This is a genomic window from Limosilactobacillus agrestimuris (assembly GCF_943193105.1).
GTDB lineage: Bacteria > Bacillota > Bacilli > Lactobacillales > Lactobacillaceae > Limosilactobacillus > Limosilactobacillus agrestimuris.
The window spans coordinates 1-13,187 of record NZ_CALPCW010000013.1; the positions used below are offsets into that span (position 1 = coordinate 1).

10 protein-coding genes are annotated in these 13,187 nt (G+C 41.8%); 1 reads left to right on the plus strand and 9 read right to left on the minus strand.

Features of this window, described 5'->3' with window-relative positions:
- The 7 genes from NFR46_RS07910 to NFR46_RS07940 all read right to left on the minus strand — a co-directional run.
- Positions 1 to 2,828 (minus strand): serine-rich glycoprotein adhesin (locus tag NFR46_RS07910; protein WP_251576273.1); only part of this gene is annotated, 2,828 nt, incomplete at its 3' end.
- A 491-nt stretch (positions 2,829 to 3,319) separates the two neighbouring features.
- Positions 3,320 to 4,819, minus strand: a complete 1,500-nt coding sequence (locus tag NFR46_RS07915) for a hypothetical protein (protein ID WP_251576275.1) — start codon at positions 4,817 to 4,819, stop codon at positions 3,320 to 3,322.
- Positions 4,820 to 5,067: 248 nt separating this feature from the next.
- Positions 5,068 to 5,955: a hypothetical protein gene (locus NFR46_RS07920; protein ID WP_251576277.1), complete on the minus strand. Its 888-nt coding sequence runs from the start codon at positions 5,953 to 5,955 to the stop codon at positions 5,068 to 5,070.
- A 123-nt stretch (positions 5,956 to 6,078) separates the two neighbouring features.
- Entirely contained in the window at positions 6,079 to 6,579 is a 501-nt protein-coding gene (locus NFR46_RS07925; RefSeq protein WP_251576280.1) for a hypothetical protein, read from the minus strand.
- A 36-nt stretch (positions 6,580 to 6,615) separates the two neighbouring features.
- The gene (gene glpK / locus NFR46_RS07930; RefSeq protein ID WP_251576282.1) at positions 6,616 to 8,121 is read right to left on the minus strand and encodes a glycerol kinase GlpK; all 1,506 of its coding nucleotides are present in this window, start codon (positions 8,119 to 8,121) and stop codon (positions 6,616 to 6,618) included.
- A gap of 69 nt (positions 8,122 to 8,190) precedes the next feature.
- Positions 8,191 to 8,376, minus strand: a complete 186-nt coding sequence (locus NFR46_RS07935; protein WP_124031687.1) for a 2-hydroxymuconate tautomerase — start codon at positions 8,374 to 8,376, stop codon at positions 8,191 to 8,193.
- A gap of 68 nt (positions 8,377 to 8,444) precedes the next feature.
- A complete protein-coding gene (locus NFR46_RS07940; RefSeq protein WP_251576284.1) occupies positions 8,445 to 10,274 on the minus strand; it encodes a monovalent cation:proton antiporter family protein in 1,830 nt (609 codons plus the stop codon).
- 402 nt (positions 10,275 to 10,676) lie between these two features.
- Here NFR46_RS07940 and NFR46_RS07945 point away from each other — a divergent pair, with 402 nt between their 5' ends.
- Positions 10,677 to 12,080, plus strand: coding sequence for a C69 family dipeptidase (locus NFR46_RS07945; RefSeq protein WP_251576286.1), 1,404 nt, complete (start codon positions 10,677 to 10,679; stop codon positions 12,078 to 12,080).
- 83 nt (positions 12,081 to 12,163) lie between these two features.
- Here NFR46_RS07945 and NFR46_RS07950 read toward each other — a convergent pair whose 3' ends face one another.
- Together NFR46_RS07950 and NFR46_RS07955 are read right to left on the minus strand one after the other, a co-directional pair.
- Positions 12,164 to 12,502: a type II toxin-antitoxin system YafQ family toxin gene (locus NFR46_RS07950; protein ID WP_251576288.1), complete on the minus strand. Its 339-nt coding sequence runs from the start codon at positions 12,500 to 12,502 to the stop codon at positions 12,164 to 12,166.
- Between the two features lie 2 nt (positions 12,503 to 12,504).
- Positions 12,505 to 12,798 (minus strand): type II toxin-antitoxin system Phd/YefM family antitoxin, encoded by a 294-nt coding sequence (locus NFR46_RS07955; protein ID WP_251576290.1) that lies wholly within the window; start codon positions 12,796 to 12,798, stop codon positions 12,505 to 12,507.
- Positions 12,799 to 13,187: the final 389 nt, after the last annotated feature.

Here is a 13,187-nt window from a genome sequence, read left to right on the forward strand (position 1 = left end):
CTAAGTGAAGTGCTTAAGGATGAATCTTCACTGTTCTTGATTGATTCACTCTTGGAAGCACTGTCGCTAAGACTAGTAGATTCAGATTGACTACCAGAAAGTGAACCGCTTAAGCTAGTGGAAAGTGAGCTTGAAGCCTCTTCACTATTCTTAATTGAAGTTGAGGTTGATTGACTGTTCTTAACAGATTCACTATTTGACTTGCTTTGATCAGTGGAAAGTGAACTAGATGTACTTTGACTAGCATCCTTGCTGAGAGAAGCAGAGTCACTAAGACTAGCCGAAAGTGACTTGCTTGATGATTGACTTTCTGAAATACTCTTTGAAGTGGAATTTTGCTTAGAGATACTCTGAGAGGTTGAGTTCTTTTCACTTTCTGAGATTGAAGCTGACTTTGATGCGTTAGACTCACTATCAGCAGTACTCTTAGAAATTGATTCCGCGGTACTTTGAGAAGTTGAAGCTGAAGCAGATGTTTGTTGACTTTCTGAAGCAGATTGACTATTAATTACATCCGCACCATTGTAAACAACCTTAGTAGTAGTTGGTTGATTGACTTCGGAAAGCAAACTATTACTCAAATCTGAACTAATCTCACTATTTTCCATCGTTGAAGATGTATTATTACTATTCTGACCTATGTAACTAGCTTGGCTATCACTCATAATGCCAGATTTAACAGTTTGACCATTTTGGGTAACTTCAACGTTAGTGTTATTAGCATCTACAACTGCTGATCCACCGTTAACAAGATTCTTGTATACTAAACCATCTTGCTTATTAAAAGTAACAACATTCGGATTATCAATTGTAATCTGGTTTTTGTTATTAACAATAATATTGGAAGCATCACCAACTACTGTTCCAGTAACAGTTGCACCAGGATTAATTGTAATTTCAGAAATACCAAAACCTGATTGAACGGGTGAACCTCCAGCAACTGTGTAGTAACCATTAGCATTTATAGCAACAATGTTACCATCAGAATTCTTAGCACCATTAGCTTCGTCAATTGATAAGTTAACATTTGACTTTCCAATAGTGACGGTTGTCATGTAACCAGAGTCAAATTGAGCAACCCCATTATTCATGTAAACATTGAAGTTAGATGACTTCATGTTAATGTTAGAGTTATCACCAACAGTAAAGCTATTACCTTGGTTCCAACCATTACCGGCAATTGGTTGGTTCATGATCACGTTACCGGTGGTTGAGCCTTCCATGTTGACAGTGGCGTTGTTGCCAACAGTAAATTCATGAGCATGAATGTTGTCCCGGGCATCAATGTTATAAGCAGTCAAGCCATTAGCATTCATATTCAAGGTTGCACCGTCGCTCACATCTACCCCATTAGCAATGTAAAGTTGTGATGTGCCCTGGCTATCATTTGGGTTAGCCCAGAAGTAAGTGTTAACATCTGTTCCATTTTCTGCTTGATAAGAACTAGCAGCATTAATGTTAACTGTACCTTTAATGGTGACCTTGTTTTGACCTTGACCAACAGTTTCAGAACGAACTGCAGTCCCACCAGTAATATTAGTATTTTCAAGGACTAAGTTAGTGTTACCCGGATTACTTAATGGCCGGAATGCACCATAACTTGAAGAAGTGTAGATGTCAGCGTTCTTAACAGTAACTTCAGTAGTGGTATCAGCAGTACTATTACTGATTGCGATGTTATTGCTATTATTCCTGAAATACGTAGAACCAGCCTTATTGCCGTTGAAGTACATCTTGTAACCATTAGCATTGATGTTCAATGAGTGGCTAATGTTTAATTGACCATATCCATAATTACTGAAGTCAATGTTACCAACTAAGTTAATATTAGTAACATTCTTGTCTTGAATTGCCTTTTGGAACTCAGCAACTGTTGAAACATCAACGCCACCGTTATCCTTGCTGGTAACGATCTCAGTTTGTTGTTTTTGAACAAGGCTAGTACCAAATAGGTTTGCTAATTGCTTAGCAGTTAGCTTTTGCCCTTTGCCTTCTTGGATTGTTTGACCATTAACTGTTAATGTAGCTGCTCCGGCCAAGTTGACATTCTTACCAAGAGTAGTACTTGCCATTGAGTTAACCGTTGAACTAGCTGCTGACGTATTTAAACTGTCAGTTGAGCCAGAAGCGGAACCACTCGTGCTGCTCTTGCTACCACTAAGGCTAGTTTGTGTACTAGAACTTGTAGAAGCAGTAGAACTTGAAGTTGAACCAGAAGTACTGGAAGAACTAGAAGTTGAAGTAGAATTTGACGCGGTGGAACCACTAGCGCTTGAACTGCTTGAAGTAGAAGAACTAGTGGAGCCACTGGTTGTTGACGTACTGTTGCTTTCTGAAGTTGAAGCATTGCTTGTACTTGTTGAATTAGTACTATTACTGTTTGATTGGAGATTACTTTCTGAGTAAGTCCGTGATTGACTAGTACTATTCTCAGTTAAGCTCTCAACAGTACTTGAGTTTTGGTTGCTAACTGAAGCGGAGGTTGATTCCGTTTGTGAAGTGGTCCCTAAGACTTGTTCACCATTCAAGTCAGCTTGTTTCTGAATATTTGTGTCGGCGAAGGCGTTCCCAGTCATCATTGCACTACCGCCAAGGACAGCGGTCATTGCAGATAGCCCTTTAATATATGCCTCAGTCGTATCACTTAATTTACTTTCGTCTAATGCATCTGGGTCGACGTTCTTTGCCTTAACGCTATTCTTATCTTGAACAGCGAGAAGCTTAAAGAAACGATCCAGAGAACTCATCCAACCCTGGTGAGTTTTGTAAAGTTTTACCTTACTGTCATCAGAATTGAACATCTTCTTTTTATTTCTCCGATTGACCATAAAAAAGCTCCCTCTCTAAAAAATAGTTAAGTAAATATAAATGAATTGATTAAGAACAAAACTTATTAAACTCCTATCAAGTAACAGTTTATTACTTTTTGACGAAAATGTTAACTCTTTTAGCCGAATTTATTTATCGGATGTTTATCTTTCTTCATTACTGTTGACAAGGGATTTGCATACTCTTATTTGTATCTTCAATCGACGCATTTACGTAAAACCGTCAATCAGTTTATTTAAGAGCATTTATTCCTTCTTGCGAAGTAAACAAATTATTACAATTACAAATTTATTTTTTATTAAAGCTAGCCTTAAAAGAATTATTTCTTCTTGATAATTATTTTTTCTAATGACTTTTTTGTCATATGTACAGTAACTTATAGACTGCTTAGCCATATTTGTATTAAAAGTCAAGGGTTCAGTTTTCGATCGATAATTACTAAAAACAAAGGAAGTCAGAAAGATTTACTTTCTGACTCCCTTTTGGAGAATTATCTAATTGTTGGTTGGTACTTTACACTAACCCTTCTACCATTTTGCATAAAGACACAAACAGTTTGTGGATCAACCATCCCCGTAAACGAACGTTCAGGATAATAAGTGATTATCCCGGTATCAGTTTCAATTTCAGCTTCACCAATCCGTTCGCCATTAGCTGTCATTTCAACAATAGTTGTTGTTTTATCGCCCTTAATAAAAACAGCTGGCTGGACTTCTGATATCTTCATACTTGGTAACACATTTTCGCCAACAGCTTCAACCTTTGATTGTCCCTGTTGTCCGTCAATGTACGTGGTATTTCTAACATCATATTTCACTACGTTAACACTGAAATCAACCTCATGGGTATCACCATTTGCAGTTTTTACTAACATCTTTATCGGTGACGTTTGACCACTAAAACCATCAGCAGCATCAAAATGAATCTTATTTCCATGAGTAAGAGTAAAAGTATTCACTCCACCGCCAATTAATTTTTGTTTCAAAACTTTTGCTGGGTTTTCTTGACCATTAACAATAAAACTTAGCTTTACTACTGGTAGTTCAAGAATTGGTTGACCATCAGGAAGAACTAACCGACGCGCCTCAATTTGCGGAACATAGCTAGAATTACTATATAACAGATTCTTAACCATCGTCTGGTACTGATCAATAGTTAAGTTAGTGTATAAAAATGGCGTTGTCGTAGTATTACTAAACATGATCTTCTGTTGTAAATGATATTGGGGAAGAAAGATATTCGGCTGGTACTGAAGAAAACCAACCCGTGTAAACTCATCTTTAGAAATAATATAAACAGGGGCAATCTTTCCTTCATATTGGAGATCATTATTATAGAAAGTAACTTTTAATTTAAACAGATTATCAGTTGCGGTAAAAGTTAATTGGTACGTTCCTACATTAGCATCCGCTATTGGTTGACCATCTTTATCTGCTTTAAGTGCTGGCAACGTTGCAATTTCCTGTTGAGCACTATTGCTTTTGAATGAAATAAATTGAGTTCGTTCGGGATCATTAAGGTATGGTGATATTCCTAAAGCAAAGGAAGTTTTAACTCCCTGTTCACTCTGAACATCAATCACTTTTTCCTGACTCTGCGTCCCTAACAAGCCATAGCTCTGCTGGTATCCACCAATATACATATCAGCTAGATAAATTTGTTCATTCTTGCCTTCACTTATTATTGTCGTTGGGTCAAAACTCGTGATTTGATCGCCTTTCTGATCAAGTAAAACTCCTTGAGGCGCTTTAAGGCTAATCGAATTATAGCTTCCATCCGGATTTGGCGAAAATGACACAGTTTGAACTGGATGTTCCATATCACCACTAACTGAATTAATGATAAGTGAATTGCTAGTTTCATCCATGCTGCGGTTCGCTTTTGCATCAGCTCTATCAACTAAAGCCGTATTACCATTAATTTTTGCAGAAGCGGACCAATCGGCCACGTTGTTGAGTTTTACATTCTTTTGTTGATCAAACTCGGTCATTTTTATGCCTCCCGCAATTTTTCAACTGATAATCTTTAGCCCTTTTCAGTACTATTTTCACCTCAAATATTAGACTCTTCAAACCACTTTTTCAAGAGTCTTGTTAAAAAAATAACAATAATTTTTTTATCAAGTGTTAAGGAATAAAAAAGACTAAGCAAACACTGTCGCTTAGCCTTTTGATTTATAAATACAAATCGTTATATTCTCTAATTTTTGGACCTAAATTAACATTTTATTTAGCACTGTTAATTTGAAGATTTGTCCTTAAATTTAGGTTGATAATCACATTCGATCTTCTGGTGATCCTCTAGATAAATTGTAACGATTACTTTATCCAACTGCCCAGAATAATCCATTAACTTTACTAGTTTTATTTCACCGGTTTCTGGTTCAATCTGCGCCTCACCAACTGTTTGACCATTAGCAGTAACGTTCACAACAGTCGTATTATCTCCATCCTTAGTGAAGAACGCCTGTACCGCACCAACATCTTTTAACGTTCGCTGTTCGTCCCCAGCTTGGAATATAACCTGTTCCCTATTAAGGTCGGCTAAATAATCAACTACTGGCTTTAAAACAACAGTGGAATAATCAACGATATGTTGATCACCATTAATAGTTGTTACAGCTAACTTCAGAGGATCCGTTTCCCCACTAAAATTCTTCGCTGGGACCACATCAATCTCATTATCGTTAACCTTAAAAAGGTTATTTTCACCATTTTCTGAGAACTGTTTCAAACTCGAAGCAGTTGATTCTTTACCATTAATAATAAAGTGGATTTCCTTAACCGGAACCTCTAAATATGAATGTCCCGCATCATCACTAACTTCTTTTGCAATAATTTGTTTAGTATGATTCTTTTCTGCAGCAGGATTAACTAACGATGGGATTAATGGTTGGCTAACGGAAATTGTCTGCACTTTACTCTCGGCAGAATTAGTTTCTGACCTTGTAATTGTCGGCTTTAATGAAGAACCTTCACTTGTATTTACGGATGAATGGTCCTCTCTTTGTTCTTGGAGCATTGACTTATAATCATCCAGACTCATCTTTGTACGTAAGGAAAGTGGTTGACCTTTTCCCGTCAATGTTGCTGTCGTAGCGACAATAAACAAATCTTTATTTTCCATAATATTACCACTCCACTTCGCTAAATCATTATCACAGTTGCCCACCTTATAATCCAACCAATAGACTAACTATTCAATTATAACTATAAACTTAGCAAAATCATTTAGCAAATCCAGTTCAGCTTAAAACTCCCGTAGCGCATCCCCCAAGAACTTCCAATAGTCCAACAGGAGTGACATATCGACCACACTTAAGTCATCGAGGCTGAGTTTGGTCATGTCATTGAGGCTCACCCGGAGAATATTTAAGAAACTCGTCATCCGAACAATCTTCCCCTGCTGAATCTTAGGAATCCGTTCCAGGATAGATGACTGTAATTCCTGCAAGATCCCGTCATAGAAGCCGGCCTTATTAGTTGCTTGGATTGGCATGGCATCAAAGATCTCCTCGCTCTGTTGGGAGAATGACTGGTGCCACTGATCCATCGCGGTCCAGTAAAGCTGGTACAAGCGCTGATCCTCTTCGGTCCCATGTTCTGGGCGGTAACGGTTAACCGCCTTCCACTGGGCAAGAACTTCAAGGTATAGGGATTCGTGTTGGGTCCACACCTTGTCCTCACGAGTTGCGGTAATCCACCGTTGCATATCATCGATCAATTTTTGCGGGTTGACGTTCTGGTTCACTCAAAAAACTCCTTTCGGGATTAAATGATTTCGTCACTACTTACCGTGACTAAAGAATTGGGCCGCTTTGATGGCTTGTTGCCAGCCCTGGTAAAGTTGCGTTGCTTTATCTTCCGCCATTTGAGGATTAAATTCATCCCCGATCTTGGAGAGCTTCTTCACTTCATCCTGGTCATGCCAAAAATCAACGGCTAAGCCAGCGAGGAAGGCAGCTCCCAAGGCGGTGGTTTCTTCCATGGCCGCCCGTCTGATTGGGGTTTGAAGGATATCGGCTTGGAACTGCATCATGAAGTTGTTCCGCGATGCCCCACCGTTGACAGTTAAGGCCTTCAATGGTAATTGAGTATCCTTGACCATTGTATCGACAACGTCCCGGGTCTGGTAGGCGATCGCTTCTAAGGTTGCCCGGATAATGTGACCGCGGTTGGTCCCCCGGGTAAGACCAAACATTGCCCCCCGGACTGCCTGATCCCAGTATGGCGCACCCAAACCGGTAAAGGATGGGACAACGTAAACGCCACCAGTGGTCTTCGCATCGACGGCCATCTGTTCTGACTGGCTAGCATGTTCAAAGAGCTGCAGGCCATCCCGCAACCACTGAACAGCAGAACCGGCAACGAAGATACTCCCTTCTAGGGCATAGTGGGTCTCACCGTTAATCCCGTAAGCAATCGTTGTCAATAAACCATTATCAGACAGGGTCGGCTCCAGGCCAGTGTTCATCACGATAAAGGCCCCGGTACCATAAGTATTCTTGACGGATCCTTTCTCATAAGCCGCTTGACCAAAAAGGGCTGCCTGCTGATCCCCAGCAATTCCGGCAATCGGGATCTGGACACCGTAGAAGTGGTAGTCCCCGGTATAACCGTAGATTGCTGAACTCGGCTTTACCTCTGGCAGCATTATCTTCGGAATATCCAAGAGCTTCAGGATATCATCATCCCACTTCAGATCGTGGATATTAAAAAGCATCGTCCGGCTGGCGTTAGTAACATCAGTCGCGTGGACCCGCCGTCCAGAAAGGTTCCATAGTAGCCAGGTATCGATCGTCCCAAAGAGGAGGTCACCATTAGCAGCCTTCTCCCGGGCTCCCGGAACCCGATCCAGGATCCACTTAATTTTAGTGGCGGCAAAGTAGGAGTCAATCACCAGCCCGGTTTTCTGGTGGATCATGTCCTTATAGCCGTCCTTAATCAAGTCTTCCGCAATCGCGCTGGTTTGCTTTGATTGCCAAACGATCGCGTGGTAGATCGGCTTTCCGGTGTGGCGATCCCAAATAATGGTTGTTTCCCGTTGGTTGGTAATCCCGATTGAGGCAATCTTATACGGGGGAATCTGCGACTTGATCATTACGTCAGAGATGACCGACTGGACAGCATCCCAGATCTCTAGTGCATCATGTTCCACCCATCCTGGCTTCGGGAAGTATTGGGGAAATTCTTGTTGGCTCATGGCCACTTTATTACCATCATGATCAAAGATAATGGCCCGTGTGCTGGTCGTCCCTTCGTCAATCGCCATTACATATTGTTGTTCATTCAAAGTAATCATCCTTTTCGTTTGAGCTGAAAAAAGGTCGGGAAAGTTCTGCCTTTCCCGACCCCTTTAACTTTACTTGTCACTAACCATCTTGCCGGCAACACTGTAACGATCCTTACGCATTTCGTTCAATACGATGTGGATCCGTTCGGCTGGAACGTTGGCATCCTTAGAAATAGCAGCAGTAACGTCCTTTACCAAGGCCTTTAATTGTTCATCGGTCCGACCTTCAAGTAAGTCAATATGTACTAATGGCATCTGTGTGCCCTCCTTGTTCAATTTTCTTTAATCTTACCATATCACCAGGTGTCCGGCAATCATTCTTCTTAACCCCGACGACCAAGCTGTTGGCGAACCTCGTTAACGATCTCATATGGTCCGGTATAAAGAATGTGATCACCGTATTCGATGACGGTATCACCATTTGGCGAGATTGGCCGGTGCTTCCGGTAAATCCGACTGATCGTGATCTGATCAATCAATGGCAACTCATGTAATTCTGCTCCAACGTAACGCCGGTTGCGGATCGTGACTTCGAAAAGTCCAGAATGGGCACTCATCAGCATTTCAAAGACTGATGGCGACTCAATCAGGGAACGAAGAACACTGTTTTGAACCATGTAACTATTGAAGATTTCCACGCCAAGACGGTGAAGTTCTTTAATATGATCCACTGCAGTCTTTGGATTCTGGACACTCGCGATTACCCGCTTAACCCCGTGCTGTTTAGCCAGGTTCGCCAACCGGTAATTCTTCTCGTCTTTCCGGAAGCCAAGGACCATGACGTCGGTATCAAAGTACTTGCCCTCTTCCAAGACTTCTTCAGTAATCTCGGGAAAGTACTTCAAGTCGTCAACCTCACTATTGAAGGTCTTATAGTTATCCTCCTGGTCCGTCAGCATTCGCACATTGTACCAGTTATGCGAAAGTTGCTGGGCAACCGGGACAGTCAGAATATTACTACCAATGATGACAACCCGTTCCTTAACGAGGTCTTCCTTAGCCAAATTGTAGCTAGAATTGAAGACGATTGGGGCAACGATACAAACGATCACCGCGGCCAGAACAAAGGCAGCCGATTGACTACTGGTAATCGCGTGGAGGTTTTGGGCAACTTGCAGCGAAGGCAAAACCAACGTAATAGTCGTTACCGTTAAGAAACCACCAGCGAAGGAATTCCGCCCGTTAAAGCGCCGCTGGTAAACCAAGACCGTTGGCAACTTGGCGATGATAAAGCAGAGAACCAGAACTGGGATCAAGGCTAAAGCCGTCTTATTAGCGAATAATGATTTCAGATCGAGGCGCACCCCGGTCATGATGAAGAAGACCGGGATAAAGAAGCCGTAACCGATCGAAGTTAGTTTCTCCTGAGTAGCTTCACTTGGTTCAAGGAGCTTCATAACCATCCCCGCAAGGAAGGCCCCCAGGATATTCTCCGCACCGACAGTTTCGGCAACGGTAACCAGGGTAAAGATCAGGAAGAAGGCTAGCCGAATATCAAGCTGGGTCGTGGCCTTGGAGACCTTATTGAACCAGATGTATGGCTGCTGGAACCGCCGCAAGAGGATAATTGCCGCCAAAAAGAGGAGGACAATCAACCAGAGACGGCCAGCATTGTGACCGTAGATCGAAGCGTAAAAGGTCAGTGCAATCATCGGGACCACTTCACCCAAGACCGCTGTCAACAGGATCGTTTGCCCCATTGGCCGACCCAGGATTTCCTTTTCCTTCAGGGTCGCAATGACCACTCCCAAGGCCACCGTTGAAAAGAGGATCGTCCCTAAGAGGATGTCCGAAAAGAGGCCCATGAAGTGGAGGATAACCCCCAGCAGGAATGCGGTGATGATGACACAAGTAAAGCTCAGTGCGGCCATTGAGACCGGTGAGTTAGCTGTCCGCTTCTGTCCGGGTGTCTTTTTGAAGAGATCAAAGTTGATCTCCATCCCGGAAAGGAACATTAACAGGATCACCCCAAGGCTAGACAGGAGGTGCAAGTAACCCGTTTCCTGAACGACATTAAACGCACTCTTTCCCAAAAGAATCCCGATGACGATTTCCGCAACCGCGGTCGGGATGCTTGAGACCTTAAAACGGGCCATCACGATTGGAATTATTAGCGCGGCCAACATCACAATCAATAGTGATAGTTGTTCCATGTTCTACCTTCTCTCTCGAAAATAATTACCTTATTATATGATCATTTTATGGTGAACACCAAGAAATATTCAAGCTGGGAATTAACCTTTTAGGGAGCCTGGTTGGCTAACCTAGAACGATGAATGATGATGAAATCATCAGAGTCGTTCGTAGCCAAATAGGCTTGCTCCGCTGCGTTAGACTCAAAGGCTCCGGTTACGACGCGAAGCTAGCCTATTAGGATTCCCGCGATTAGACTCTGTAATTTTAAAAAGCGTTAGTTATATATTGATACTTAAAAATAAAATGCTTTTTCCAATCTTTGCTAAGCAGTGCGGTGTATAATTGAAGTAACGATAGTAAGGATAGTGTCACCGTTTCTTAAAACGATGAACTAGATTAATTTAAAAGGGGTTTTAGATATGCCAAACAAATTATCCGCATGTACGAGTATTTTGATTGGGAAAAAAGCCAGCATTGACGGCTCAATCATGATTGGGCGAAACGAAGATGCTAAGGCTGCATGGCCAAAGCACATGGTAATCCACCCACATGGTGCGGTTCCACGGAAGTTCGTTTCCAAGGAAACCAAGCTTGAAATTGACTTACCAGACGATAGTGCCCGTTATTCTGCTACTCCAGAATGGACGGACAAGTATGGTTTGTTCGAGGAAGACGGGATTAACGAATACGGTGTTGCGATGAGCGCGACTGAAAGTGCCTATTCTAATAGTCTGGTCCTTGGTGCCGATCCACTGGTAAAGAACGGGTTGAACGAGGAAGCAATGGTCACCGTTGTATTGCCATTTGTAAAAACCGCCCGTGAAGGGGTCCTCCGCCTGGGGAGTTTGATTGCCAAGTACGGGACTGGCGAAACAAACGGGGTCTTATTCGCTGACGATAATGAAGCCTGGTACTTTGAAACCGGTGCGGCACACTACTGGGTTGCCCAACGGATCCCGGATGATTGCTACGCGGTGGTTGCTAACCAACTGGCAATTCAAGAAATCGATTTCAACGATCCGGACAACTTCATGTTCCATCCCGGAATCCAAGAATTCGTCAAAAAGAATCACTTGAACCCCGACCCAAGCACATTTAATTTCCGTAAGATCTTTGGGACTGCGGATCGTTCCGATGCAATCTACAGTGAACCACGGGTCTGGATTGGTCATCAGATGTTCAGCCCAAGCCAAACTAGCGACGAAACTCCAGAATCAACTGAATTGCCATTCTTGATGAAGCCTGATCGCTTACTCTCAGTTATTGATGCCCAAAATTACTTAAGTAACCACTATGAAGGGACCGAATTCGATCCCCTCACTGATGGTCCAAACGCTCATAAGTACCGGCCAATCAGTCTGGCAAAGACACAGGAATCACACGTTCTCCAAACTGGACGGAAGGGTCCAAGCATCCACTGGCTCGCCATGGGGGTTGCTAACGAGAGTACCTATGTACCATTCTTTAACGGGATCACGAAGCTCCCAGCCCCATATGGTCGCGGAAAATTACCAGCCCAATTAAATTCAGCTTACTGGATCTTCAAGCATGCTAGTGTCCTGGTTGATAGTCACCTCCACGACTTTCTTCCCCTTCTCCGGGATGTTCAAAAGGAACGGAACAATGCCGCTCAAAAGCTTATTCGGGAGACGGACGAGAAAGTTCCTACATTACACGGTGATGCATTGACTAATTACTTGAATGACCAAAGCGACAAGTTCGCTACCGATACTTTGACGGCTTACAAGAACTTAGCTCTGGAATTAATTACTAAGATGACCGATTATTGTGAATTGAACTTTAAGACGGATGAGAATCTGTAATGGGATGAAGATAAAGTGCTGATAGATTTATTATTGGCGTTTTTTTGGTTTAAAATAGGTAATTTCCCTAAAAATTAGAGAGATTACCTATTTTTTCGATATGAGTTATTAAAAAGTTTTGAATGAGAACCAGTCCTAACAGCAACTAAAATAAGATCTTGCACATCTTTTTTATAAATTACAAGAACATCATTAGTCTCCGATGGTGTTCCACCCTTTGGGGTATCCCTTACATGAAATTCTCTATATCCAGCATATTTACGTTTTAAATTGTGATCATTATACTCTTCAGGAAGTTCATCACCATTCAAAAGAATTTCAATTGGTTCACGAATATCATCAATAATACTTGGATCAATTTTACCTAAATAATTCAGATCATTGTTAAAAGTCTTTCGGGGACGGAACGAGTACTTAGGCATGATTAATTATCCTTCTTTTTCTTAAACTTATTCCAATAATCATCATTTGACTCAATAATTGGATCATCGGGGAGAACATTCATATCAATTAATTTATCGCGTGCAATTGCATAATCTAATGAATCTTCTTTAGCATTCACAGCATCAAGCAACGCATTTAACTGTTCTTGAGAAATTATTGCAGCTGTTCTTTGATTAGAACGAGCAACTAAGACAGTCTGTTCATCTTCATTAACTTGATCAAGATAATCCTTAATATGTTTTCTAAAGTCACTTTGAGTGGTTGCAATAGGCATATCAATCACATCCTTATATGTTTTGTACTAAATATTGTACAATATTTAGTAATTATTATCTACAATTAAGCATTTTAATACTTAAATAAAATAACCAGTAACTTCTCAATATAAGTTACTGGTTATTTTTTGTTTGATCTTAAGTTTTTCTCGACAACATAGTCAAGATCTGCTCACCCTACCAAATGGCTTGCTTCGCTGCGGCTTCCTCAAGCTAACGACCTCCCCCTCCGACGACGAGTTCGTCGTTCGGTGGTTCTAGGCAACACAGTCAAAACGTGCTCACCAGGAGCCTGCTAGAGTTAGCAACCTCCTTCCTAGGCGCAAGACGCCTTCGTCAGGAGAAATTGCTAGTAGTTCTAGTCTACCGAGTCAAGATCTGCTCGCCG